The following is a 24,859-nucleotide window of genomic DNA, read 5'->3' as shown; positions in this document are numbered from 1 at the left end:
CCCGTGGAACAAGGGAGTTCCCCATGACTCAACCCCGCACGGTCCTCGTCGTCGGCGGTGGCGCGGCCGGCAACGCCGTGACGATCCTGCTGCGCCGGGCCGGCCTGTCCGTGGACCTGATCGAGGCCAAGGACGACTGGAACGCCACCGCCGGCTCCGGCATCACCCTCCAGGGCAACGCCCTGCGCGTGCTGCGCGAACTCGGGGTGTGGGAGCAGGTCGAGGCGTCCGGCTACGCCTTCGGGTCGGTCGGCATCACCGCCCCCGACGGCACCGTCCTGCACGTCCAGGACGACCTGCGCACCGGCGGCGACGACCTGCCCGCCACCGTCGGCATGCAGCGGCCCCGGCTCCAGCGGATCCTCATCGACGCCGTCCGGGCCAGCGGCGCCCAGGTGCGGCTCGGCACCCGGGCGACGTCTTTGGACCAGGACGGCGACGGCGTCACCGTCCGGTTCACCGACGGCACCGAGGGCCGCTACGACCTGGTGATCGCCGCCGACGGCCTGAGCTCGGCCACCCGAGCCGCCATCGGCATCACCGCCAGGCCCGAGCCGACCGGCATGGCCATCTGGCGGGTCGCCGCGCCGCGCCCGGCCGGTCTGGTCCGCACCGACCTCGCCTACGGCGGCCCGGCCTACATCGCCGGCTACTGCCCCACCGGCGAGGACACGATCTACGCGTACGTCGTCGAGGCCAACCGCGACCGCGCCTCGATCCCGCCGGAGACCTACGCCGCCGAGATGCGGCGCCTGACCTCGGCCTACGGCGGCTTCTGGCCGCAGATCACCGAGCACATCACCGATCCGGCGAAGGTGAACTACACCTGGTTCGACCGGATGCTGGTCGAGGGCTCCTGGCACCGGGGCCGCGTGGTCCTCGCCGGCGACGCCGCCCACTGCTGCCCGCCCACCCTCGCCCAGGGCGCCGCGCTGTCCCTGGAGGACGCGCTCGTGCTCGCGCGGATGCTGACCGGGACCGGCACCTGGGACGACGCCCTCTTCCAGGCGTACTACGAGCGCCGTGTGCGGCGCGTGCGCCCGGTCGTGGAGGCGTCCGTGCGGATCGGGCAGTGGCAGCTCGACGGCGTCCGCGACGCCGACGTCGCGGGCCTGATGGGCCGCACCATGACGATGCTGAGGGAGCTGCCGTGACCGCGCCGACCGCCTCCGGCCCCACCGTGGACGTGCACGCCCACGTCCTGCTGCCCGGGATCGACGCGCTCGTGGCCGGTCTGCCCGGCCACGCCGAGGCCAGGGAGCTCGACGCCCGCCGCAACGGCCCCGCCGCCCTCGCCGTGAGCGGTCCCATGGTGGGCGAGCGCGTCCCGAAGCTGACCGACCCGGCCGTGCGGCTGGCCGCGATGGACGCCCAGGGCGTGGACGTGCAGCTGGTGAGCCCCTCGCCCTCGCACTACCACTACTGGACGGACGAGGGGACCGCCGAGAAGGTGTACCGGCTGGCCAACGAGGCGACCGCGGCGCACTGTTCGGCCGCCCCCGACCGGCTGCGCGGCCTCGGGCTCGCCCCGCTCCAGCACCCGCGGCACGCGGTCCGCGCCCTGGACCACGCGCTGGAGCAGGGCCTGGCCGGCGTGGAGATCTCCAGCCACGCGCCGGGCCGCGAGCTGTCCGACCCGGCCTACGAGCCGCTGTGGTCGCGGGCCGAGGAGACCGGCGCCCTCGTCTTCCTGCACCCCTTCGGGTGCACCCTGGACGAGCGCCTGGACCGGTGGTACCTGTCCAACACCGTCGGCCAGCCCACCGAGAACGCCGTCGCGCTCTCCCACCTGATCTTCTCCGGGGTGCTCGACCGCCACCCCGGGCTGAGGCTGATCGCCGCGCACGGCGGGGGCTACCTGCCCACCCACATCGGCCGGTCCGACCACGCCTGGTCGGCCCGCTCCGACGCGGGCGCCGGCTGCGCCCACCCGCCCAGCAGCTATCTGAAGCGGCTGTACTTCGACTCCCTCGTCCACGACCCGCACGTCCTGCGGGAGCTGGTCCGCGTCGCGGGGGCCGACCGGGTGCTGCTCGGCTCCGACTTCCCCTTCGACATGGGCACCGAGGACCCGGTCGGCGCCCTGCGCGCCGCGCACCTGCCCGACGCCGACTTCGACGCCGTACGCGGCGGCAACGCCTCGGCCCTGCTCGACCTCGCCCTCTCCTGAGGAGGAACCCGTCATGAGCGCACGCCTGCTCACCCACCTGCGGCACGTCGACCTCGCCGTGCCCGACTACGACAAGCAGCTCGACTTCTACGCCGGCGTCTGGGGCCTGACCAAGGTCGCCGAGGACTCCGGCATCTCCTTCCTGGCCGCCGAGGGCTCCCCGGAGCAGTACGTCGTGCGGCTGCGCAAGGCCGAGGAGAAGCGCCTCGACCTCGTCTCCTACGGCGCCGCCTCGCCCGCCGACGTCGACACGCTCGCCGAGCGGCTCCTCGCGGGCGGCGTCCAGCTGATCTCCCGGCCCGGCCGGATCGACACCCCCGGCGGCGGCTACGGCTTCCGCTTCTTCGACGTCGACGGCCGCACCATCGAGGTCTCCGCCGACGTCGAGGTGCGGCAGCACCGCAAGATCGAGGAGAAGGAGGCCATCCCGGTCAAGCTGTCCCACGTCGTCCTCAACTCCCCCGACCTGAACCGCACCCGCGAGTGGTACGAGCGCCACCTCGGCTTCCGCCTCTCCGACACGCTGAGCTCGCCGCGCATGGGCGAGGTCATGCACTTCATGCGGATCAGCAACCAGCACCACTCCATGGCGCTGGCCAAGGGCCCGCACACGTCCCTGCACCACGTCTCCTTCGAGATGCGCGGCATCGACGAGTACATGCGCGGCTCCGGCCGCGTCATCCGGGCCGGCTACAAGAAGATCTGGGGCCCGGGCCGGCACATGGCGGGCGACAACACCTTCACGTACTTCCTCGACCCGCACGGCAACACCGTCGAGTACACCACCGAGCTGGAGCTGCTCGACGAGGACACCTGGCACCCCCACGTCTACGACTTCTCCCAGCCCGAGGTCACCGACCAGTGGGGCACCGCCAACCCGATGAACGAGCTGGTGGCCAAGGAGTCCTTCAACGACCCCGACCGCGGCGTGTTCGTCGCCCCGCCGGTCTGAGCGACCGCCCGCACCCCGGGGGCGCGACGGCGCTGTCCATCGCCCTGACGCACACCGCCGCGCCCCCGGCCCCGGCGGCGCCCCCCCCTCGGCCGCCCCCGCCCACCCCTTCCAGGAGCCGCACCATGCGTTTCGCCACGTACGAGCACCGCCACCGCCCCCGGGTGGCCGTCGTCGAGGACGACGGCACCCTCCACCCGCTGCCCGGCGTGAGCTCCCTGTCCGGTCTGCTCGCCGAGACGGGCGGCCTGCCCGGACTGCTCGCCGCCGGCGCGGCGGCCCTCGACGTGCCGCCCGGCCCGCACGTCTCCCAGGTGAAGCTGCTGCCTCCCCTGCGGCCCGCCTCCGTACGGGACTTCGTCACCTTCGAGGAGCACGTCGAGGGCGTACGGCGGTCCGTGGACGGCGCGTCCGGCGTGCCCGAGCAGTGGTACGCGGCCCCCACCTTCTACTTCACCAACCCACACGCCATCCACGGCCCCGGCGACGACGTCCCGGTGCCGCCCGGTTCGGCCGTGCTCGACTTCGAACTCGAGGTGGCCGCCGTCATCGGCCGCGAGGGCTGCGACCTCACCCCCGCCCGGGCCCGCGACCACATCGTCGGCTACACCGTCCTCAACGACTGGTCCGCGCGCGATCTGCAGTCGGCGGAGATGAAGGTCGGCCTCGGCCCCTGCAAGGGCAAGGACACCGCCACCGCCCTCGGCCCGTACCTCGTCACCGCCGACGAGCTGGAGCCGTACCGCGACGGCGAGGGCTTCCTGCGCCTGGCACTGAGGGCCGAGGTCAACGGCCGGGTGGTCGGCGAGGACCTGCTGTCCAACATGAGCTGGACCTTCGAGGAGATGGCCGCCTACGCCTCCCGCGGCACCCGCGTCGTGCCCGGCGACGTGCTCGGCTCGGGCACCTGCGGCAACGGCGGCTGCCTCGCCGAGCTGTGGGGCCGGCGCGGCGAGCGGACCCCGCCGCCGCTGGAGCCCGGCGACACCGTCGGCCTCACCGTGGAAGGCATCGGCACGCTCACCAACACCGTCGTCCCCGGCGCCGAGCCCGTGCCGCTGCCGGCCGGCCGCCGCCGCAGCCGGGAGCGGCCGTGAACGGTGATCCGCGTCCCGGGAGGCTGCCGGGCAAGGTCGTCGTCGTCACCGGCGCGGCGCGCGGCCAGGGCGCCGCGGAAGCGGAGGCGCTCGCCCGCGAGGGCGCCCGCGTCATCGCCACCGACGTGTCCGAGGCGCCCGGCTGCCGCCGGCTCGACGTCACCAGTGAGGACGACTGGGCCGCGCTCGCCGCCGAGCTGAGGGAGTCGTACGGGCAGGTCCACGGTCTGGTCAACAACGCGGGCGTCACCTGGCGGGCCCGCGTCGGCGACGTGCGTCCCGAGGACATGGCCCGGGTCCACGCGGTCAACGTCACCGGTCCCCTGCTCGGCATCCAGCACCTCGCGCCCCTCATGCCGCCCGGTTCCTCCGTCGTGAACGTCGGCTCCTCGGCGGCCCTCACCGCCCACTACCCGGTCGCCTACACGACCAGCAAGTGGGCGCTGCGCGGCCTGTCGAGGACCGCCGCCCTGGAACTGGGCCCGCGCGGCATCCGCGTCAACACCGTCCACCCCGGTTACATCGAGACCGCGATGACCGCCTCCGCCGCCCCGGCGTTCCGCGAGGCGAACGTCCGCGAGACGCCGCTGGGCCGCACCGGCACCGTGGACGAGGTCGCCCCGCTGGTCGTCTTCCTGCTGTCCGACGACTCCTCCTTCATCACCGGCGCCGAGATCCCCGTGGACGGCGGGCTGACCGCGCACGGCGGGGTCAAGTCCGTCTCCGACGCGCTGCGGAACCCGGAGGGCGGAGGATGAGACGGCTGGAGGGCAAGGTGGCCCTGATCTCCGGCACCGCCCGCGGCCAGGGCCGTGCGGCGGCCCTGCGGTTCGCCGCCGAGGGCGCGCTGGTGGTCGGCGGCGACCTGCTGCACGAGGAGGCCGTGGAGACCCAGCGGCTCATCGCCCGCGAGGGCGGCACCGCCCTCACCCCCGGCCCCCTGGACGTCACCGACGAGGACTCCGTCCGGGCCTGGGTGGAGGAGGCCGCCGACGCGTTCGGCGGCGTCGACATCGTCTACGCCAACGCCGGTGCCGTCCGCTTCGGGGCGATCGACAGCCAGCCGTACGGGGACTTCGCGTTCACGGTCCGCGCCGAGCTGGACTCGGTGTGGCTGACCGTCCGGGCCGCCTGGCCGCACCTGGTCGCGAGCCGCGGCTGCGTCCTCACCGTCGGTTCGACGGCCGGCCTCACCGGCTCCCTCACCAACCGGCGCACCGCGCACTCCGCGTCCAAGGGCGCGGTGATCGCCCTGACCCGTCAACTCGCCGCCGAGGGCGCCCCGTACGGCGTCCGCGCCAACTGCGTGAGCCCCGGGATGATCGACACGGAGGGTTCCCGCGGCGACCTGCTCGCCGAGGACCACCCGATGCGCTCCATCGCCCGCCACATCCCCCTCGGCCGGATCGGCCGGCCCGACGACGTGGTCAACGCCGCCGTCTTCCTCGCCTCGGACGAGGCCGCGTACATCACCGGCGCCAACCTCGTCGTGGACGGCGGCTGGTCCGCCGTCCTGCCCGGCGCGGCGCACTGAACCGGAAGGAACACCCACACCGTGGACAAAGTCATCGGCAGCGCCGCCGAGGCGGTCGCCGACATCCCCGACGGCGCCTCGCTCGCCGTCGGCGGCTTCGGCCTCAGCGGCGTCCCCGAGGTCCTCATCCGCGCCCTGTACGAGCAGGGCGCCGGCGGCCTGGAGGTCGTCTCCAACAACTGCGGCGTCGACGGCCGCGGTCTCGGCGTCCTCCTCGCCGCCGGCCGCATCGCCCGCGTGACCGGCTCCTACGTCGGCGAGAACAAGGAGTTCGCCCGCCAGTACCTGACCGGCGAACTGGAGGTGGAGCTCGTCCCGCAGGGCACCCTCGCCGAACGCCTGCGCGCGGGCGGCGCGGGCATCCCCGCCTTCTACACCCCGGCGGGCGTGGGCACCCAGGTGGCACGGGGCGGCCTGCCCTGGCGGTACGCGGCCGACGGCTCGGTGGCCGTCGCCTCCCCGCCCAAGGAGACCCGCGACTTCGCGGGCCGCCCCCACGTGCTGGAGCACGGCATCACCACCGACTACGCCCTGGTGCGGGCCTGGCGCGGCGACCGCCACGGCAACCTGGTCTTCCGCCGCGCCGCCGCCAACTTCAACCCGCTCGCCGCCATGGCGGGCCGCGTCACCGTCGCCGAGGTCGAGGAACTCGTCGACCCGGGCGGCCTGCGCCCCGAAGAGGTCCACCTGCCGGGCGTCTTCGTCCAGCGGGTCGTCCACCTGAGCCCCGCGGAAGCCGCCGACAAGCGGATCGAGAAGAGGACGGTGCGTCCCTGATGGCCTGGACCCGCGACCAGATGGCCGCCCGTGCCGCCGCCGAGCTCGCCGACGGCTCCTACGTCAACCTCGGCATCGGTCTGCCCACCCTCGTCCCCGGCCACCTGCCGCCCGGGACGCACGTCGTCCTGCACTCCGAGAACGGCATCCTCGGCACCGGCCCCTACCCCACCGAGGACGAGGTCGACCCCGACCTGATCAACGCGGGCAAGGAGACGGTCACCGTCCTGCCCGGGGCCTCCTTCTTCGACTCGGCCCTCTCCTTCTCCATGATCCGCGGCGGCCACATCGACACCGCCGTCCTCGGCGCCATGCAGGTCTCCGCCCGCGGCGACCTCGCCAACTGGATGATCCCGGGGAAGACGGTCAAGGGCATGGGCGGCGCGATGGACCTGGTCCACGGCGCCCGCCGCGTCATCGTCCTGATGGAGCACACCGCCAAGGACGGCAGCCCGAAGATCCTCGGCGAGTGCACCCTGCCCCTGACCGGCGAGCGGTGCGTCCACCGCGTCATCACCGACCTCGGCGTCCTGGACGTCACCGACGACGGCCTCGTCCTCGTCGAGACCGCCCCGGACGTCACCGTCGAGGACATCGCGGCCCGCACCGGCGCCCCGCTGCTCCCAGACGGCCCCGCCGCCGCCCGCTGACACCGGGCGGCGACCGCCGGCCGGGCCCGTCCCCGGCCGGCGCGGTACGCCGACTGCCACTCGCCCGGTTGACGGGCGCGCCACCCTCGCGCGACGGTGAGTAGCGCACCCGGTGCGGGACGTTGTCGGCACGGCGATCGAAAGCGGTGAGCATGGCGGTGACGCGGAGAACCGGCCCCCTGACGGCGACGGCGACGGCGGGCGCGAACGGTGACGCCCCGGCGCGGACCCCGGCCCACGTCCGATGACGGCGCCGTCGACCACGACCGGCACCAGCGCGGCGGAGTCCCTGGTCTCGCCGGTCAACTCGCACAACGAATGGGACCCGCTGGAGGAGATCGTCGTCGGCCGCCTCGACGGTGCGACGATCCCCTCCGACCACCCGGTGGTCTCCTGCAACATCCCGCCGTGGGCGGCGCGGCTGCAGGGGCTCGCCGCCGGGTTCAAGTACCCGCGCGTCCTGGTGGAGCGGGCCCAGCAGGAGCTCGACGACTTCGTCACCCTCCTGCGCTCCCTGGGCGTCACCGTCACCCGCCCGGACGCCGTCGACCACGGGAAACGCTTCTCCACCCCCGACTGGACGTCCCGCGGCTTCTGCAACACCTGCCCGCGTGACAGCATGCTCGTGATCGGCGACGAGATCATCGAGACCCCGATGGCCTGGCCGTGCCGGTACTTCGAGACCCACTCCTACCGCACGATCCTCAAGGACTACTTCCGGCGCGGCGCCCGCTGGACGTCCGCCCCGAAGCCGCAGCTCACCGACGACCTCTTCGAAGCGGACTTCCGCGTCCCCGGGCCGGACGAGCCCATGCGCTACATCCTCACCGAGTTCGAGCCGGTGTTCGACGCGGCGGACTTCGTCCGCGCCGGACGCGACCTGTTCGTCACCCGCAGCAACGTCACCAACCGCATGGGCATCGACTGGCTGCGCCGCCACCTCGGCCCCGGCTACCGCATCCACGAGATCGAGAGCCGCTGCCGCACCCCCATGCACATCGACACGACCTTCGTCCTGCTCGCCCCCGGCAAGGCCCTGGTCAACCCCGAGTACGTCGACGTCGACCGCCTCCCCGACGTCCTGCGCTCCTGGGACATCCTGGTCGCCCCCGAACCGGACCCCGTCGACGACCGCCTGCTCAAGATCACGTCCATGTGCGGCAAGTGGCTGAGCATGAACGTCCTCATGGTCGACGACAAACGGGTGATCGCGGAACGGCACCACACCGGCATGCTGCGCGCCCTGGAGAAATGGGGCTTCGAACCGATCCCGTGCGACCTGCTCCACTACGCCCCGTTCGGCGGCTCGTTCCACTGCGCGACGCTGGACGTGCGGCGGCGCGGGGGGCTGGAGTCGTACTTCGACTGAGTGAGCAGGTGGCGCGTCACCGTCGCGGGGGCGCCTCGCCGCCGCGCCCTGGACTCAGCTCGCCGTCCACAGTCCTCTCATCAGACGCCGTCTGTCGTCCGGGGCCGGAACCCGCTGGAAGACACCCGGGGAGACCCGGTGGATGCAGTCGATCCCGTACCGGTGGAGCAGGGACAGTTCCCGCTCGTCGAGCGGGGCGGGCACCAGTACGGCGAGCCGGTCGGCGGGAAGCGGGCTGTGCGGGGCATAGTCCAGCAGTTGGGAGAGGGCTTCCCGTACGTACGCGTGTGCGGTGCGGCTCTTCGCCTCGATCACCTCGACGCCGTCGGGCCCCTCCAGGTAGATGTCGCACACGCCCACGGGACAGCGGTACCGTCCGGCGGTGACGGTGAGCGTGGCACAGAACTCCTCCACCAGCGGCTGTTCCTCACGCCGGTAAAGCGTCGTCGCCGCCGCGCGCTCGAAGCTGACGGTCGGGGTGTGCTGTCGTTCCAGTCCGGCTCGCCGGGACGGCACCGGGCCGAGGACGGGCGGTTCCACGAGGCCGAGCTGTTCCATGACCGTCCGGGTGGTGATGCGCAGCCCGTCGACGACGGCCCGCGCCTTGTCACCCTCCAGCACCAGCTGGCCGGGAAACATGTAGTTGTCCGAGTATTTGATCAGCCGTGCCAGCACCTTGTAAGGAACGTCGGCCGGAACGAAATCGCGCAGACTGTACACCGTGCGCCAGCTCTTGCCTCCCGGTCGGGGTGGCCACAGCGCGTCGGCGAACTCCTCGTTGACGAACACGGCGCCGACCTCGCCCACGGCCAGCACCTTGCCCTTCCCGGTGAACAGGGCCACATCGCCGGTGCGCACCTTGGCCATCGCCTTGTCGTGGGTCGGCGTGGCACCCCAGAAACGGGCCGCACCCTCAGGGTGGAGGGAGACGAGACGGTCGAGCTGACCAGTCGTCAGGTGGCGCGCCAGCCCTTCCTCCACGAAGGTGACTTCCCGTTCGAGGGTGTCATGCCAGTGCTTGCGCGACTCACTGCTCCCGTAGGCCGGACACACCAGCACACGTGTCTCCGGTTCGGCATGCGATAAGGGTTCCGCCGTGGTCCGGTTGAGATCGGGTATGTCCACCCGATGATCTTAACCATTCATCGTTTCATATGACTTAATTAGCGGAGCACATCCGCAGGTTGGCGACCTGATCTCACCGTCCGCTCTCGAGCGCCGGAAACGCAGTGATGGCCGAACCGCACGAAGTGAGCCGGCCCACCGTCACCCGGGTGATGCACGAGGTCCGGCCACTGCTCGCGGTACGGGGCTTCGCCGTCCCGACAAGTCCGGCCCACGACTGCGTACGCCGCATTCGGCCACCGGCTCGGCGGCGCCCACGCACCGCCGGACGGGGTGGACATCGTCACCGGCGACCACACGGCGTCCCCGGTGCCCGGCGTCCACACCATCTGCTACGTCAACGCGTTCGGCCCTCACGTCATGGTCATCGAGCACACCGAGCGGGGGACTGCGAGCGGTCTGTGACAGCTGGGGCGACGAGATCAGCGTCGGCCGCCGCGACATGGACCTTTTGACCGAGGGAAGCTCCGGCTATCTGCGGAAGACCTGCGAGGGCGGATGAGCAGTCGGGCACCGCGCCCGAGCGGCCGTGCCTCCGGAGCCGGTCCACGCTCCCCCGCGGGGACGCCCCGCCGGGGCAGCGGCGCACGGGCCGGTTCGCGCGGCTCCGCGACTTCCGCGTCCGGCCACATCGTCGGGGAAGAAGTCCTCCACCCACCGCCGGGTGACAGGTGTGGCACACCGTGTGGCCGGCCCCACCGCGCGAGTCGAGGCATGCCGGGGAAGTTCAGAGGGCGGCGCGTCCCAGGAAGGCCTCCCAGGCGGACGGGGAGACGGCGAGCTCCGGGCCGCCCGGGTCCTTGGAGTCCCGCACGTGCACGGCCCCGGGCGCGTGCGCGACCTCCACGCAGCTGTCGCCCTCGGAGCCGCTGTAGCTGCTCTTGAACCAGTCCAGCTCGCTGACGGTGCTCATCGCGCTCCTCGCATCCGCTGCAACAACTCCGCCGAGTCCGCCGGGGACAGGGCCTGTGAGCGCATCTTGGCATAGCGCATCTGCATGACGCTCACCGCTTCCCGGTCGGTGACGAGCTGGCCGGTCTTCTGCCCCTCCGCGTACCCCAGCCACTGCCGCTCAGGGGTCTCCAGCAGTTGCATCGGCCCGTCCGTGCCCGCGTGGTACGGCTGCCGCAGCGGCATGATCTGCAGCTCCACGTTCCACAGCTCGGTGCAGGCCAGGAGGTGGTCGAGCAGTTCCCGGGTGACGTCCTCACCGCCCGTGTGCCGCAGCAGCACCGCCTCCTCGACGATGAAGCTGAACGCGACCGGCGGAGTGCGCCGCAGCAGCTCCTGCCGCGCCTGCCGGGCGGCGATCCGCTGCTCCAGCTGCTCCTCGGTGGGCGGGGGCGGCACGTTGCGCATCACGGCCCGCGTGTACGCCTCGGTCTGGAGCAGTCCCGGCACCACCCGGCACTCGTACGTGCACAGCCCCACCGCCGTCTCCTCCAGCTGCGCCCACTCCCGGAACCAGACCGCCAGCCCCCGCCGCCGTCCGACGTGCCGGGCCATGGCCCGCAGCACCCCGAACGCCTCCAGCTCCTCCTCCGCCCGCTCGACGAACTGGGCGGTCGGCATCCGCCGCCCCTGCTCGACGGAGGCGACGGAGGCGTGCGAGTAGTTGAGCCGTTCGGCGAGCTGCTCCTGGGTGAGCAGGGCGCGTTCGCGGAATGCCTTCAGGGCCGCGCCGAACGCCCTGAGACTGTCGGACGGTTCGAGTGCGCTGCCGTTCGCCATGGCCGACGACCCCCTTGTCGCGCTGGTGGCACACCTTGCGGTCGTACAACGCCCCGGCGGCCGGGCGGGGTTACGAGCGGGGCCGGTCCGCGGCCCGTACAAGCCGGCGTGTACGGGCCACGGCGCCCGACCCGGCCTCTCGGAAGCGCTCTCGAACGGCCTTCCGCCACAGGGAGTGTCGCGGCCCCCTGTACACCCGCGCACAAGTCCTCCGCCCGGCTCCCCGCCCGGACGCGCGCCACCAAGTGTTCACTTCCGCCGTGAATGGAATTCACCTCTTCGCGCCCCGGCCGACACCGCTCCCGTCGTGAGGATAGTTAGCCTGTTCTAATCTCCGACCTTCGATTGTGAGAGGCCCGCGTGCCGAAACTGTCCGTCGTCGTCCCCATGCACAATGTGGGACCTTTCGCCGAGAGCACTTTGAGGAGTCTCGCCAACAACGCGGATCCCGACTTCGAGTTCCTGCTCGTCGACGACTGCTCCACGGATTCCACCCCCTGGACGATCGACCGCTGGGCGGAGAGACTCCCCCGCGTCAAGGTGATCCGGCACGAGGAGAACATGGGCATCGCCCAGGCGCGCAACAGCGGTATCGACGCGGCGGAGGGCGAGTTCATCACGTTCCTCGACGGCGACGACTGGTACGGTCCGGGCCATCTCGCCGAGCTGGTGCGCGCGGCGGAGGAGCTGGGCTGCGACTTCGCCCGCACCGATCACGTCCAGGCCACCGGGACCGAGCGGGTGATCCGGCGGCCCGCGGCCCGCATGCGCAATACGGTGATGGATCCGCGCGACGGAATAGCGCCGGTCCACATGGAGACGATGGTCGATTACCCCTTCGTCTGGGCGGGAATATACCGCCGGCACCTTTTCGACGACGGTGGAATGCGATTCGCGACCGACCTGCGCACGGCCGAGGACCGGCTGTGGATCTGGCGCCTGCACCTGAAGGCCAGGACGTACGCGTCCCTCGGTCTGCACGGGGTGTTCTACCGCCGGGGGGTCGCGACCTCGCTCACCCAGATCAAGGACTCCCGTCAGCTGGATTTCATCCCGGCCTACGACACGCTGCTGCGGGAGCTGCAGGAGGACCCGGAGGCCGAGCGCTTCCTCCCCAAGGCCGTGCGGACCTACTGCGCGATGATCGCCTTCCACATCGGCAAGGCGAACGAGTACGAGGCCTCGGCGGCCCAGCGGCTGCGGCACGAGGCGAGGGCCGCGCTCCACCGCATGCCCGAGCAGGTGCTCGCCGAGACCCTCAGGACCATCGACACGACTCGGAGCAGGTTGCTCAGCCGCCTGCGCGACGGGCGGAAGGCTGCCTGATCCATGCCCCTCGACATACCCTTCGACGCGTCCACCAGCACGCCCCGCGCCCTCGCGCACGGCACGCCGCGCAAGACCCAGATCTTCCAGGTCTCGACCCTGTACGGAGCGGCCACCCTCGCCGCGGCGCTCGACGCGGGCCTGTTCGGGCCGCGCGACGAGGCCCGGCGCATCCTGCTGGTCTCCAACAACGCCGCCGTACCGGAGGCCGCGCTGCGCCTGGACGAGATGCACGGGTACGCGCGCCTGGCCGGCCGGTTCGACTCGGTGGTCGACTGGAACGAGGCGATCAGCCCGTACCACCCCAGCGCCTGGGGCCCGCGGGGGAACGACACGGCGCTGTGGCAGAAGGCGTTCCGTCTGGCCTGGGACATCGACGCGCGGGACCCCGTCGAGCTCGCCGTCGAGTCGATCCAGGTCAACCCGGCCCGCGCGCTGGCGGGGATCTTCTCCGAGAGCGCCGTCCACGTGTACGCCGACGGCCTGATGAGCTACGGCCCCACCCGGGAGAAGCTGCCGCTGACCATCGCGTGCCGCATCCGGCGGCTGCTCCACCTCGACCTGGTCCCCGGCCTGACCCCGATGCTCCTGTCCGAGTACGGCGTCGGCCCCGAGGTCGTCCCGGACGAGGCGTTCCGCGAGGTGCTCGACGAGATCTCCCGGGACGCGGCGGACGACCCGCGGCTGGCGCCCGTCCTGGAGGAGGCGCCGACGGCCGTGCTCCTGGGCCAGTACCTGGCGGCGATCAACATCCTGAGCCCGGAGGAGGAAGAGGACCTCCACGTCCGCATGCTCACCGGGGCCGCGCGCGCCGGGCACCGGTCCGTGGTCTTCAAGCCCCACCCGACGGCTCCCGCCGGCTACACGGCGGCACTGAGCAAGGCGGCGGCGGACGCGGGCGTCCGGCTCACCGTGCTGGACGCGCCCCTGCTGGCCGAGACGCTGTACCACCACTGCGGCCCCGAACTCGTCGTCGGCTGCTTCTCCACGGCGATGGTGACCGCCTCCGCCTACTACGGCATACCCGTCGCCCGGGTGGGGACCGCGCTGGTGATGGAGCGCCTCAAGCCGTACCCGAACAGCAACCGCGTGCCGCTGGCCGTCGTCGACCACCTGGTGCCCGACCTGGAGCGCGGGCAGGACCCGGCCCCCGTCGGCGCGGCCCCCGAGTCGCTGTCACCGCTGGTCCGGGCGATCGGTTTCTGCATGCAGCCGACGACGTACGCGCAGCTGCGGGAGCCGACGGCGGCCTGGCTGCGGGACAACCTGGCCACCACCCCCGGCTACTACTTCCCCGAGCTGCGGCTGGCCGAGCTCAACCTCCCCGGCAGCCGCCCGCAGGTGCGCGCGAAGCTCCAGGTCAGGCGGGCCAGGCGCGTGGTGCGCAGGGCGGTTCGGCGCGGCACCGGAAAGTGACCGGGGGCGGGAGCCCGCCTCCCGCCCCCGGTCCCCTCCCCGGCCCCGGCGCTCCGCGCCCGGCTCAGCCCAGCCAGCGGGCCAGCCGCAGCCGCGTCCACAGCAGGGCGGCGGCGAACGACAGCACGACCGTGGCCGCCGTCAGCCCGGCGAGGGCGCCCAGCGCGCCCGGCCAGCCCGCCCCCGCCGACACCACGTGCGGGGCGAGGGCCTCCAGGAACATCAGGTGGACCAGGTAGGCGCCGAAGGAGACCCCGGCGAGCCGGCCCAGCAGCGGGCGCAGCCGCTCGGGCACCCTGATCCGGTTGAGGGCCATCAGCAAGGTCCCCGCCAGCAGCGCCACCACGGCCGACGCGTACGGGCCGGGGAAGTGCACCCGGTGCTCGTACGCGACCACCGCCCCCCACGCGCACACTCCGCCGGCCAGCCACAGCAGGCGCCGTCCGCGGCCGGCGAGGGCGGAGCGGGGCAGCGACAGCAGGGCGGCGCCGGCGACCGCGTACACCACCTGGTAGACGCCGAACTGCCAGGAGAAGGGGGGCATGCGGACGTCCAGGAGCCGCGCGAGGTCGCCCAGGAGCGTCGGGGCGAGGGCCAGGCCGAGGAGGACGGCGCCCGCGCCCCAGGGCCGCTTGCCGGCCCTGAGCAGGACCGCCACCGACAGCAGCAGGATCACCGGGACGTAGGCGTACAGGTACCACAGGTGGAAGGCGGGCCGCACGGAGCCGAACACCGCGTCCCGGGCGAGCTGCCGCACGGGATCGGAGGTGGTCTCGCGCGCCCGGGCCCACACGAGGTAGGCGACCGTCCACACGCCCATCGGCACGACGATGCGCACCAGCCGCCTGCGGATCTGCCCGCCGTCCCGGGGCGGCGCCCCGCAGAGCACGACCCAGCCGGCGATCGCGAAGAACAGCGGGACGGCGCACCGGCTCAGCGCGTCCCCGGCGAGTGCGGTCCAGTACACGGGCCGCCCGCCCGCGGGGGCGCGGTCCACGGCCGTCATGAGCAGGCCCGCGGCGTGGCAGACGATGACGCCGATCGAGGCCAGGACCCGGATGAGGTCGATGTCGTACCGGTGTTCGCCCCGGGGGCGCGGGGCGGGCGCCCCCGGGGCGCCGGGGGCGGGGGTGTGCGCGGGGTCGGCGGCGGTGATCGGCTCGGCGGCGATGGGGGGTCACTCCCGGACGGGACGCGGGGCCCGCCGGTGTCCGGCCGGGCCCGGGAATCGAATGTCTGCGCCACGCGCGTCCACGTTTACGGCGCCGCGCGACGCACATCGCTGCAGGCTAGGGGAGGCCGCGGGAAGCGGGGACCGACTCCGGGTGAACATCGGCCACGTGCGCGTGACCTTCTGGTGAACGCCGCTGGGGGAGCACCGCGTCGGCGCGTCCGGCCCGGCGGGCGCCGCGCGCTTCGCCGGGCGGCGCGATGCGCCGGACCACCGGTGCCGTTCACCGCCTCCGACGCCGCCCGCGCCGTTAGCCTGGCTCCACCGAAACTCCGGTGAAGGGGGGAGCGAGTTGAGGTGCGTGGACAGCCGGGGCGCGGCACCGGCGGGCTCGGCGGGGGACGCGGACGAGCAGCGCCGACTCTCCGCCCTGGACCTCGTGGGCCTCGCCGCCGGCGGTGTGATCGGTTCCGGATGGCTGCTGGCCGCCGGTCACGCCCACTGGGCCACCGGTGAGGACGCCCTGTGGGCCTGGGTGGTCGGCGGGGCGCTGATGCTGCTGATCGCCGCCGTGATGGTCGAGCTGGGGATCGCCGTCCCCAAGACGGGCGGGCTGATCTTCCTCCCGCTGCAGGCCGCCGGGCCGCTCGTGGCCACGGTGGTGGCGGCCGGGCTGTGGATCGGGTACGCCGTGAACCCGGCGAGCGAGGCGGCGGCCATGGTCCGCGGGCTGGCCCACTGGTTCCCCTCGCTGCTGCAGAACGGGGAGGCGCTGAAGGACGTCGACGGGCTCACCACGCAGCGGATGGAGCAGGCCAACGACCTCTCCTTCACGGGCGGCCTGTGGGCCATCGCGTTCCTGGTGCTGATCTCGGGGCTCAACCTGCTGCCGCCGCGCCGGCTGATCAGGCTGAACCTCTTCGTCACCGTGGTGAAGGTTCTGATCCCCGTGCTGATCGTCGTCTTCCTGGGGCTGGCCGCGTTCGACACCACCGAGGGCTGCCCACCGGGGGAAGCGTGGTACTTCAGCGAACGCCCGGGCAGCTCCCAGCAGTTGAAGGACCAGGCCGACGGCCTGTCACCGCTGTACGTGGTGCTGGGCGGCGCCGTCATCTACGCGTACATCGGCTTCCAGGCCCCGCTGGACTTCGCCGGCAACGTCAAACGGCGCGGCATGGGGGAGGCGGCGCGTCTGCGGTGGGCGGTGTACGGCACCCTCGTCGGCGCGTTCGCGCTGTACACGGCGTTGCAGTACGTGTTCGACAGGCACTGCGACGGACTCACCGGGAACATGCTGGAGTCCCCGTACTCCCAGTTCGCCGTGGCCGCGTCGATGACCTGGCTGGCCTGGCTGGTCCGGCTGAACGCGGTGCTGTCCCCGATGGGCGCCGGACTGGTCTTCACCCACGCCCTGACCCGTGAGGTCGCCGCGCTGAGCCGCGCCCACCTCACCCACCGGGGGCTGCAGACGGCGCGCCGGGCCTCGTTCCGGTTCCGGGGCGCCGAGATCGACGCGTACTGGATGATCCTGCTGGTCAACCTGGCCATCAGCCTGGTGCTGCTCGCCGTGGTGCAGGGCAACTGGGAGAAGCTGGTCGCGCTCAACAGCGTGCCGACGCTGGTGGTGTACGCCATGCCGGGCGTCGTCCTGGCCGCGCTGGAACTGCGGAGGTTCCGGCGGACGCGCCGGGCGGTGCACGGCGTCCTCTCCTACGCCGCCTTCGTCGCGATCGCCGTCGTGATCCACGAGGCGGGGTGGGCCGACGTGTGGCGGGGCATGGCCGCCGTGGGGATCGGCTCGGCCCTGCTGCTCGGGCTGCCCTGGCTGGCCAGGCGCGACCTGCCGTTCGCCGGGCGCCTGCTGCGCCGCTACGACGCACGGGACCACGTCTCCCGCTTCGCCGTGCGCAAGGACCCCGCGGTACGGCCGGTGCTGCTGTTCCTCACGTACCTGGCGGTACTCGTGGGGAGCACCCTGCTGCGGGACGTCCTGGGCGACGAGGCCGCCCTGGTGACGCGGCTGATCGCCGCCCTGTCGGCGGCCGTGGTGTTCCCGCTGATGGTCCGGGCCGCCCGCCGCTACATGGCGGCCGTACCGCCCACCCTGCCCGCTCCCCGCCGCGAGTCCCGGCAGGCGCCCGTCACCGCAGGGACTTGATGACCCACTCCGCCGCCTCGGACCGCCCGGCCGCCCGCAGCTCGGCCACCGCGTCGTCGCGGTGGCCGACGTCCGACCAGCGGCCCACGGTGGCGCGCAGGAGCAGCTCCGCGTCGGGCAGCGGCAGCGCCAGCACCCCGTCCACGACCTGGACGACATCGGACGGGGTCACCAACTGCTCGTTCTCCAGGAACCGTTCGAGCAGGGTCCAGGCCACCTTGTGCAGTCCGGCGCGGTGCAGGCGTCCCGCGACATCGGCGACCAGCGCGGCGTCGGCCGCCGTCCCCGGGGACGGCTCCGAGAGTTCACGGCAGGCCGTGTGCACGGCGACCGACTGCCTGGCCTTGTGCAGCGCGCGCAGGCAGTCCACGAACCGGTCCCGGTCCGCGCCTGCGGCCATGACGGCCGTGGCCAGCCGGTACCCCGCCTCCTGCGCGGCCCGGCTGCGCTCACGGCTGCGTTCCACGCGGCCCAGCAGGGCCACCAGGTCGGCGCCGGAGCGCCCCTCGACGTGCACGGCGGCGACCTGGCGCAACAGCCGGGAGCATTCGGGGTCGGCGTCCTCCAGCTGCAGCCACTCGTCGAGCTGCTGCAGCTCGTACAGGGAACGGGGAGCGGAGCCGGGGACGGAGGGGCCGGCCACGACATCGGTCAGCAACTGCCGGGTGGTGCGGGTCAGGACCGGTTCCTTGTGCCAGTACGACACCAGCGCCGCCAGCTCCTGGATGCGCTCGCGCCCGGCCGCGTGGCGCCGCACCAGGGCGCACTTGTCGGCGGACTCCTCCTCCCTCGCCAGCAGCGCGCAGAGGCTCACCACGTGCCGGGGGTGCGCGGTGCGGCCGATGTACCGGGCGAGGGAGTCGTGGCCGTCACCGCGTCGGGCGATCAGCTTCGCCACCCACCGGCGGGTCGTCGCCACCTGGGTCGCGTCCGAGGCCTTCAGCCGCTCCCCGACCCACCGCTCCAGAACCTGCCCGACCGGGCTGAGGTGCTGGAACGCGCCCGCGAGGTCGGCGATCTCCTCGCCCTCCTCGCCGTGTCCGGCGGCGCCCGGTGCGCTGTCGGCGATCGCCTGCAGGGTCAGTTCGAGCAGCCGGTCGGCCTGGCGGTGGCAGCCCTCGTCGCGCAGCGCGGTGTACAGCAGCGCCTTGTCGAGGTTGGTGCGGCCGGAGCCGGGGCTCGCGAACACCTTCACGGTGCGCTCCGCGAGCGCGGGCCGCCGCTCGTCGAGGACCCGAACGAACACGGCCACGTCGAACACCGTGCGCTGGCAGGCCACGTCGTGCAGGATGCTCGCGGTGACCGGGGCGCGCTCGCTGCCGGACTCCTCCTCCTGCTGCCGCACGGCCAGCTCGGCCGCCTCCCCGACCGGCCGGGACAGGGCCGCCGTCGCCATCAGCATGACCGCGTCCCGCGGATCGAAGTCGCGCGCGGCCGCGACCAGTTGCTCGACCGGGCGGCGCAGGGCGAACGCGTACAGGGCGCGCATCGCCATCGCCTCGCCGCCCTTCTCCCTCCGCATCTTGCGCAGGATCGCCTCGAACTGCCGGACCGGGATCCGCGCCACCCAGGCGTACGCCTCGTTCAGCGCCTCGGCCACGGCCGGCTGGAACAAGTGGTCGGTGCGGCGGGCGCCCTCGGCGCTTTCGGGGGCGGTCATCCGCCGCCCAGCAGCGCGGGTTCGATCTCACCCCAGTACCGGACGAAGTCGGCCGGGTTGGTCAGCAGTTCGCCGGCCCGCCGGTCGACCCGGCGGGCCAGGTCGCGGTGCTGCTCGTCCCCGGTCCTCAGCCGCACCACCACACGGCCCGCGAGGTCCGGCCGCCGCATCAGGGCGGGCAGGTTGCGCTCGCCGTTGAGGAGCAGCTCGCGGACCCAGTCCTCCACCGTGTCCAGGGCGCGCGCCCGGGGCCGGCGGCCCTTGGCGTGGTTGGTGAACAGCGGGGCCGCCTCGGAGGCGTCGTTCAGCAGCATCCGGGGCGAGTGGTGGACGCCGCACGCCTGCATGCCCTCGTCGACGCCGGCGCGGAGCGCGCCGAGCGTGAGGTCGCCGGCGTGGTCGGGCATGCCCTGTTCCAGCACGTTCAGCAGGTGGCCGCTGAACGGCGTGCAGGTGTCGAGGGGGGACGGGAGGTTCTGGCAGGCGTCGGCCGACGCGTTGTGGACGCTGCCGCTGACCGCGGTGAGCACGCAGGTGCCCTCGGAGCGGGTGCCGAGGGCGCCCGGCAGGGCGGACTCGGCACCGAGGTGGGGCAGCATGTTGGAGTAGCAGCAGTCGGTGATGAGCACTTTGAGGCCGGCCTTGCTCTTCCTGATCGCCCGGTACACGTACCAGGCGGACAGCCAGGTCCAGGGCTCGTTGCTCCGGGAGGAACCGACCGCGAAGTGGACCTGGCCGCCCGGCACGTCCTGCCAGTACGCGCCGTGCCCGACGTACACCACGAGCAGGGTGTCCTCCGGCCCCTCGCCGGCCGCCGCCGCCTCCTGGAGTGCGCGCATCACGCCGTCCGCGGTCCGCGTCCGGTCCGGTTCCAGCACCCGGGACCGGGCCGCGGCGCCCCACCGCGGGTCCCGGGCCAGCGCGGTCCCGTACGCGCGGGCGCTCGCCTCGATCGTCGGATGTCCCTCTATGCCGGAGTCGGGGCCGTACGTCCCGACCCCGATCACCAACGCCCGGGATGCCATGCCGGTCAGCTCCCCTCGGGGGCGGCGGGGCCACCGGAGCCCTGCGCGGACTGCGGGTCCTGCGGGGACTGCGGGTCCTGCGGGGACTGCGCGGACTGCGCGGACTGCGGGGGCGGAACGACGACGATGGTGACGGGCGGCGGGTCGAGCCTGCGGCCCCGCCAGTTCTCGATCACCCGCTGCGCGGTGGCCTGCACCACGGCCCCGACGGCCCCGCCGAGCACGGCCTCCAGCAGCACGACGGCGAGGCCCCCGTCGAGGGTGCCGTCCCGCCCGGCCGTCTCCAGCCGCCAGGTCAGTCCCGTCTCCCGCCCGAGCTCCTCCAGGAGTTCCTCCGGCTCGTCCAGCCCGACCGGCCCCTCGATCCTCACGGAGATCGTCGCCGTCATCTCTCCCGTGCCTCCCCCGCTGCGGTGCGACGTACCCGTCCACTCTGCCAGGCCGGACACCGGCTGCGCGAGGGCGAGCGGACGCCCGTTACCGGGTCAGTACACCTCTGCGCCTCCCCGGTGGCGGCGCCGCGCCGGGGACGCCGACGGGAACCGCGGATCCCGCGTTCCCACCGCAGGGCGCGCGGGTCCCGGTCGGGGGTGTCTCGCGGGTGCCGCTCACGGCGCTCCCCCCTGTCCTCGCTCCGGGTCCGGGACGGACTGGAGCGGCCGAGGGGTGTGGATGCCGACGAGGTCCGCCGCCTGGGCGGTGGATCCGGCCGGTCCGAGCCATTCACACACCAGGATGGTGGCGTCGTCGTGGAGGCGTCCGTCGTGGTAGTCCAGCACGGCGCGGGTCAGGCGGCGCAGCGTCTCGGGAACGGGCAGGCCGTCCGCTTGGTGGCGCAGGATGAAGTCGGTGAACCGCTCCAGGCCGAACTCGGTGCCGCCGGCCGTGCGGGATTCGATGATGCCGTCGGTGTACAGCACGATCCGGTCCCCCGGCTCCAGCCGCTCCCGGCACACGGTGGCCTTCAGGCCCAGGCCGGTGCCCATGGGGTGGGCGGGGCGGCTGGAGAGCACGGTGTGACCGCGGTTGCCGCGGATCAGGATCGGCGGGTGGTGGCCGCGGTTGACCCAGGACAGCACGCCGGTGGAGGTGTCCAGGTCGGCCTGGATGCCGGTGACGTAGCGCTGCCGCCCGTACTGCTCGATGAGCGCTTCCTCGATCCGTTCGGTGATCTCCACCAAGCCGGCGCCCCGGCGGCGGGTGTTGCGGCAGGTGGCCATGGCCAGGTTGGCGCTCAGCCCGGCCGCCGTGTCGTGGCCCATGGCGTCGAAGATCGCCAGATGCACCACGTCACCGGCGGTGGAGTAGTCGAACGCGTCCCCGCTGGACTGGTAGGCCGGTTCCATCGAAGCGGAGATCACCACCCGCCCGTCCGCGTAGGAGTGCGGCTGCATCAGATGCACCTGCATCTCGGCGGCGATGTTCATCGGCCGACTGCGCGTCAGGCGGGTGAAGGAGTCGCTGCTGCCGTGCTTGCTGTGCACGATCAGCGCCACCAGCGAGGCCAGGCTGCTCATGTCCTCCCTGACCCGTTCGTCCTCCCTCCCGGTGGTGACCCGCAGCACGCCCAGGCGCTCGGCGCCGTTCAGCAGCGGCACCCACCAGTGCCTGGCCACCGCCCGTCCCCCTCCCGGTTCCGCCCGGCCACCCGGCACGAGATGCCCGAGCTGGTAGGCCCGCCCCGCCAGCGTCCCCTCCACCTTCAGTTCGGCGTCCTCGTCGTCCGCCCCCCGCCCGGCGTCGAGGCCCCTGCCGGTCAGCAGCCGGAGCACCCTGCGCTGAAGGTCGCCCAGGTAGATCAGCACCTGGGAGAAACCCGCCGCCTGCGCGTGCTCGGCCGTCTTCGCCGGCAGCAGTTCCAGTGGCACCAGGTGGCTGGCGGCCAGCAGCCCGGCCAGCATCCGCCGCCCGCCCGCGTCCCGCTCCACGTCACTCACCGCAGCACTCCTTCCCGCCTCGGCCCCACTGGCGCACCGGCACACACTCCGTCTGCCCGGCCGCCCTTCTGACGCACCCGCGCGGGCCGAGTCCCGCGCCACGGCCGTCCGCCGCGGTGCGCCCTGCCCGCGCCCGGCGCCGGCCTCGCGAGCGCGAAGAGCACCGGCGGCTGCGAGCGGGTAGACGGCACCTCACCGGCGTGTGCGCCGGCCGCAGGCGTCGTCACGCTGGTGAGGGCGAGGAATCCCGAGCTGACCCCGGCACAGGTGAACGACGTCCTGACCACCACGGCCCACCCTCCCGTCGGCGGTGGGAGTGCCCTGCCCGGCTACGGCGCGATCGACGCTGATGCGGCAGTGCGGGCCGCTTTCCCGCCCCCCCGAGGGGGGTGCTTTCCAGGCCGGGGGACGTTCCGATTCTGAATTCGTACTGCGGGCCGTAAAGGGGGGACGTTTTCCGGCGGATCCTGACGTTCCCGGGGATAAACAGGTGAACATTTTTACGTCGAGCGCCTCGACGACCTCCTGAAAGACGTCGGCCGCCAAGCCGCGGACCTCGGGAAGGTGGGCTCTTGGCGATCCGCCGTATCTTTCGTGCCGTTCCGCACCACACGTGACCGTGGTGTGACCGCCGGAAACGGGCGCGGTCGAAAGGATCACGCCCGGAGCGGGCAAACGCCCGCGGAGCGCGACACGTCGCCGAAGGGCCGGTAAGGGCGAAGTGCCGCCCGGTGCGCGGGGCCGTACGGCCACGAGTCGGCCATCCACGCGTCCGACGCGCGCACGGGGGCCGGCCGACATGTCGGCCGGCCCCCGTGTCGAGGGGGTGCGCGGGTCAGGTCACCATCGGTACCAGCGGCCGCGGCCACCACCGGCCGTGGTGGAACGCATGACGAAGCCGAGAAGCCACAGCACCAGAACGGCGACGGCGACCCACCAGAGGATCTTGACGGCGAAGCCGGCACCGAAAAGGATCAGCGCAAGAAGCAGAACCAGCAGCAAGGGAACCATGTCTATCGACCTCCTGCACACTCATCTGCCCCGCACACCCTCCCTTACTCGCCCAAGACGATTTGTTTGTAAAGGGAAGCCCGGGGCACAAGCGGGTTACCGCGACAGCGGAAAGACCTATCAGGAGGTGCTCTCCCATGAACGCCGGCGAGAAGGCAAAGGCAAAGGCCGAGCAGGCCGAGGGCAAGGTAAAGGCAGCCCTGGGGAGGGCTGCCGGAAACGACCGGATGGCCGCCGAGGGGCAGGCGGAAAAGAGCACGGGTGACGTCCGCGAGGCCAAGGAGAAGGCGAAGGACGCGTTCAAGCGCTGACCGCTCCTCCCCCACCGGCAATCCGAGAAGGGGCCGGCCCGGCCCGGTTGCGGGGTCGCCCCTCCTCAGCGGCATCATCACGTTTCGTTCCGGATCGTCATCCGGGTCGCCGCCGAGTGCGCGCCCCCGTGTGTCCCCTGGGGACACACGGGGGCGCGTCGACGGCTGTGCCCGTCGCGCGGCGGCCGAGGGAGGCGGGGGCCGAAAGCCCGCCCCGCCGCGTCCCTCCACCGGCCGGACCGACGGCCCGGAACGCGTACGGTCATACGCGCATCGACCGAAGGGCGGAAGCACCCGCGTCATGGACGACGGAGACGGCCACGGGGCCCGCTGGTGGGCGGCGCTGCGCCGGACACCGGCGGCCGTCTGGAACGACGACGTCACGGACTGGGCCGCCGCGCTGACCTACTACGCGGTCCTGGCCCTGTTCCCCTTGTTCCTGGTGATCCTGTCGATCCTGGGCCTGACCATGCCCACGGCCCAGCCGGAGGTCATCGACCGCATAGCGCAGGCCGCCCCGGCCGAATCCCGCGCGCTGCTGCGCAGCACCCTGCGGCAGATGGCCGGACAGTCGTCGGCCGCGTGGACGCTGATCTTCCTCGGAGGAACGGGAGCCCTGTGGTCGGGATGCAGCTACCTGAGCGTCTTCCGCCGGGCGTTGCACGCCATGCACCGAGTCGGTTCGCACCGGCCGGTGTGGCGCACCGCTCCGCGCATCATCGTCACGGCCCTCGTCCTGATCTCCCTGCTTCTCACGTCGACCCTCGCGTTGCTCGTCACGGGGAGCCTGGCCCGGCGTCTGGGCCGGGCGCTGCAGCTGGGTACCGGGCCGCAGGACGTCTGGGACACGCTGCGGTGGCCGGTCGTGGCCATGGTCGCCGTCACCCTGGTGCTCGTCCTGTACCGTTCGGGTCCGGCGTCCTCCCGCCCCGTCGGGAACATGGCGCCCGGCGGCACGCTGGCGGTGGTGCTCCTGCTGGCCGCCTCACTCGGCTTCGCCTTCTACACCGCCCATGTCGGCACCTACCACCGCCTGTACGGCTCACTGGCGGGCGCCGTGGTCTTCCTGGTCTGGCTGTGGCTGTCCAACCTGGCCCTTCTGATCGGCGCCCAGTTCAACGCGGAGCTGATGAAGCCGGCACCGGGGGAACCCGCGCGAGGGGAATGAGACGCCTCCGCCACCGGGCTCGATCCGCCGGGGCGGACATCCGGGGTCAGGGATTCGGCCCGGCAGGACGCCCGCCGTGGGGAGCGGGGAAGGCGGGAGCCTCGTCCATCGCCGACGTCCGCCCGGGTTCACGGCGGGCGTCCTGCCGAGCCGTGCCGGCGCGGTGGCCGCCCGGCCGCCCGGCCGGATCGCCGGGGAGTTCCGTCCGGTCGGGACTGCGGTGCGCGACCGGGTGAGGCGGGCCGCGGCCGACGCGGACGAGGATCCCTCC

Annotated in this window: 25 protein-coding genes; 16 read left to right on the top strand and 9 right to left on the bottom strand. The window is 73.0% G+C overall.

Annotation, left to right across the window (positions count from 1 at the left end; genetic code table 11):
* The first annotated feature begins 23 nt into the window (after positions 1-23).
* From ACSU6Z_RS22950 to ACSU6Z_RS22910, 9 genes are all read left to right on the top strand, one after another.
* Positions 24-1,154, top strand: a complete 1,131-nt coding sequence (locus ACSU6Z_RS22950; protein WP_437048296.1) for an FAD-dependent oxidoreductase — start codon at positions 24-26, stop codon at positions 1,152-1,154.
* On the top strand, positions 1,151-2,170 hold the full coding sequence (locus tag ACSU6Z_RS22945) for an amidohydrolase family protein (protein ID WP_437048295.1): 1,020 nt from the start codon (positions 1,151-1,153) through the stop codon (positions 2,168-2,170). Before ACSU6Z_RS22950 ends, ACSU6Z_RS22945 begins: the two co-directional genes overlap by 4 nt.
* Before the next feature lie 13 nt (positions 2,171-2,183).
* Positions 2,184-3,122, top strand: a complete 939-nt coding sequence (locus ACSU6Z_RS22940; protein ID WP_437048293.1) for a VOC family protein — start codon at positions 2,184-2,186, stop codon at positions 3,120-3,122.
* Between the two features lie 125 nt (positions 3,123-3,247).
* Positions 3,248-4,219 carry a fumarylacetoacetate hydrolase family protein gene (locus tag ACSU6Z_RS22935; protein WP_437048291.1) on the top strand — a complete coding sequence of 324 codons (972 nt, stop codon included), beginning with the start codon at positions 3,248-3,250 and terminating at the stop codon, positions 4,217-4,219.
* The gene (locus tag ACSU6Z_RS22930) at positions 4,216-4,977 is read left to right on the top strand and encodes an SDR family NAD(P)-dependent oxidoreductase (protein ID WP_437048289.1); all 762 of its coding nucleotides are present in this window, start codon (positions 4,216-4,218) and stop codon (positions 4,975-4,977) included. The genes ACSU6Z_RS22935 and ACSU6Z_RS22930 overlap by 4 nt, the downstream gene beginning before the upstream one ends.
* Positions 4,974-5,753: an SDR family NAD(P)-dependent oxidoreductase gene (locus ACSU6Z_RS22925; protein ID WP_437048287.1), complete on the top strand. Its 780-nt coding sequence runs from the start codon at positions 4,974-4,976 to the stop codon at positions 5,751-5,753. The genes ACSU6Z_RS22930 and ACSU6Z_RS22925 overlap by 4 nt, the downstream gene beginning before the upstream one ends.
* Positions 5,754-5,774: 21 nt before the next feature.
* Positions 5,775-6,530: a CoA transferase subunit A gene (locus ACSU6Z_RS22920; RefSeq protein WP_437048285.1), complete on the top strand. Its 756-nt coding sequence runs from the start codon at positions 5,775-5,777 to the stop codon at positions 6,528-6,530.
* Positions 6,530-7,180: a CoA transferase subunit B gene (locus ACSU6Z_RS22915; protein ID WP_437048284.1), complete on the top strand. Its 651-nt coding sequence runs from the start codon at positions 6,530-6,532 to the stop codon at positions 7,178-7,180. Before ACSU6Z_RS22920 ends, ACSU6Z_RS22915 begins: the two co-directional genes overlap by 1 nt.
* A gap of 244 nt (positions 7,181-7,424) precedes the next feature.
* The gene (locus tag ACSU6Z_RS22910) at positions 7,425-8,549 is read left to right on the top strand and encodes an amidinotransferase (RefSeq protein WP_437048282.1); all 1,125 of its coding nucleotides are present in this window, start codon (positions 7,425-7,427) and stop codon (positions 8,547-8,549) included.
* Positions 8,550-8,603: 54 nt separating this feature from the next.
* On the opposite strand, the gene ACSU6Z_RS22905 is transcribed toward ACSU6Z_RS22910, so the two are convergent.
* Positions 8,604-9,608, bottom strand: a complete 1,005-nt coding sequence (locus ACSU6Z_RS22905; protein WP_437048281.1) for a hypothetical protein — start codon at positions 9,606-9,608, stop codon at positions 8,604-8,606.
* A gap of 339 nt (positions 9,609-9,947) precedes the next feature.
* Between ACSU6Z_RS22905 and ACSU6Z_RS22900 the strand changes: the two genes are divergently transcribed.
* Complete coding sequence (locus ACSU6Z_RS22900) at positions 9,948-10,079, top strand: hypothetical protein (RefSeq protein ID WP_437048279.1); 132 nt, start codon at positions 9,948-9,950, stop codon at positions 10,077-10,079.
* A 322-nt stretch (positions 10,080-10,401) separates the two neighbouring features.
* On the opposite strand, the gene ACSU6Z_RS22895 is transcribed toward ACSU6Z_RS22900, so the two are convergent.
* Both ACSU6Z_RS22895 and ACSU6Z_RS22890 read right to left on the bottom strand, forming a co-directional pair.
* Positions 10,402-10,587, bottom strand: coding sequence for a DUF397 domain-containing protein (locus ACSU6Z_RS22895; RefSeq protein ID WP_437048278.1), 186 nt, complete (start codon positions 10,585-10,587; stop codon positions 10,402-10,404).
* Complete coding sequence (locus tag ACSU6Z_RS22890) at positions 10,584-11,405, bottom strand: helix-turn-helix domain-containing protein (protein ID WP_437048276.1); 822 nt, start codon at positions 11,403-11,405, stop codon at positions 10,584-10,586. The genes ACSU6Z_RS22895 and ACSU6Z_RS22890 overlap by 4 nt, the downstream gene beginning before the upstream one ends.
* Before the next feature lie 360 nt (positions 11,406-11,765).
* Here ACSU6Z_RS22890 and ACSU6Z_RS22885 point away from each other — a divergent pair, with 360 nt between their 5' ends.
* Together ACSU6Z_RS22885 and ACSU6Z_RS22880 are read left to right on the top strand one after the other, a co-directional pair.
* On the top strand, positions 11,766-12,731 hold the full coding sequence (locus tag ACSU6Z_RS22885) for a glycosyltransferase family 2 protein (RefSeq protein ID WP_437048274.1): 966 nt from the start codon (positions 11,766-11,768) through the stop codon (positions 12,729-12,731).
* A 3-nt stretch (positions 12,732-12,734) separates the two neighbouring features.
* Entirely contained in the window at positions 12,735-14,147 is a 1,413-nt protein-coding gene (locus ACSU6Z_RS22880; protein WP_437048272.1) for a polysialyltransferase family glycosyltransferase, read from the top strand.
* A 64-nt stretch (positions 14,148-14,211) separates the two neighbouring features.
* Here ACSU6Z_RS22880 and ACSU6Z_RS22875 read toward each other — a convergent pair whose 3' ends face one another.
* Entirely contained in the window at positions 14,212-15,303 is a 1,092-nt protein-coding gene (locus ACSU6Z_RS22875) for an acyltransferase (RefSeq protein ID WP_437050438.1), read from the bottom strand.
* 376 nt (positions 15,304-15,679) lie between these two features.
* Here ACSU6Z_RS22875 and ACSU6Z_RS22870 point away from each other — a divergent pair, with 376 nt between their 5' ends.
* Complete coding sequence (locus ACSU6Z_RS22870; protein ID WP_437048270.1) at positions 15,680-17,476, top strand: APC family permease; 1,797 nt, start codon at positions 15,680-15,682, stop codon at positions 17,474-17,476.
* Here ACSU6Z_RS22870 and ACSU6Z_RS22865 read toward each other — a convergent pair.
* From ACSU6Z_RS22865 to ACSU6Z_RS22850, 4 genes are all read right to left on the bottom strand, one after another.
* Entirely contained in the window at positions 17,460-19,136 is a 1,677-nt protein-coding gene (locus tag ACSU6Z_RS22865; RefSeq protein WP_437048268.1) for a hypothetical protein, read from the bottom strand. The genes ACSU6Z_RS22870 and ACSU6Z_RS22865 overlap by 17 nt on opposite strands.
* A complete protein-coding gene (locus ACSU6Z_RS22860; RefSeq protein WP_437048267.1) occupies positions 19,133-20,161 on the bottom strand; it encodes a hypothetical protein in 1,029 nt (342 codons plus the stop codon). Before ACSU6Z_RS22860 ends, ACSU6Z_RS22865 begins: the two co-directional genes overlap by 4 nt.
* Positions 20,162-20,166: 5 nt before the next feature.
* On the bottom strand, positions 20,167-20,550 hold the full coding sequence (locus tag ACSU6Z_RS22855; protein WP_437048265.1) for a hypothetical protein: 384 nt from the start codon (positions 20,548-20,550) through the stop codon (positions 20,167-20,169).
* Positions 20,551-20,769: 219 nt separating this feature from the next.
* On the bottom strand, positions 20,770-22,062 hold the full coding sequence (locus ACSU6Z_RS22850; RefSeq protein WP_437050436.1) for a PP2C family protein-serine/threonine phosphatase: 1,293 nt from the start codon (positions 22,060-22,062) through the stop codon (positions 20,770-20,772).
* A gap of 159 nt (positions 22,063-22,221) precedes the next feature.
* On the opposite strand from ACSU6Z_RS22850, the gene ACSU6Z_RS22845 reads away from it, so the two are divergent.
* The gene (locus ACSU6Z_RS22845) at positions 22,222-22,521 is read left to right on the top strand and encodes a S8 family serine peptidase (protein WP_437050434.1); all 300 of its coding nucleotides are present in this window, start codon (positions 22,222-22,224) and stop codon (positions 22,519-22,521) included.
* Between the two features lie 417 nt (positions 22,522-22,938).
* On the opposite strand, the gene ACSU6Z_RS22840 is transcribed toward ACSU6Z_RS22845, so the two are convergent.
* Positions 22,939-23,109: a hypothetical protein gene (locus ACSU6Z_RS22840; protein ID WP_029382409.1), complete on the bottom strand. Its 171-nt coding sequence runs from the start codon at positions 23,107-23,109 to the stop codon at positions 22,939-22,941.
* A 137-nt stretch (positions 23,110-23,246) separates the two neighbouring features.
* On the opposite strand from ACSU6Z_RS22840, the gene ACSU6Z_RS22835 reads away from it, so the two are divergent.
* The gene (locus tag ACSU6Z_RS22835; RefSeq protein ID WP_437048264.1) at positions 23,247-23,420 is read left to right on the top strand and encodes a CsbD family protein; all 174 of its coding nucleotides are present in this window, start codon (positions 23,247-23,249) and stop codon (positions 23,418-23,420) included.
* 301 nt (positions 23,421-23,721) lie between these two features.
* Positions 23,722-24,588: a YihY/virulence factor BrkB family protein gene (locus ACSU6Z_RS22830; RefSeq protein ID WP_437048262.1), complete on the top strand. Its 867-nt coding sequence runs from the start codon at positions 23,722-23,724 to the stop codon at positions 24,586-24,588.
* Positions 24,589-24,859: the final 271 nt, after the last annotated feature.

The organism is Streptomyces sp. enrichment culture, from assembly GCF_964273145.1.
Taxonomy (GTDB): domain Bacteria; phylum Actinomycetota; class Actinomycetes; order Streptomycetales; family Streptomycetaceae; genus Streptomyces.
This window is presented reverse-complemented; position numbering and strand designations above follow the sequence as displayed.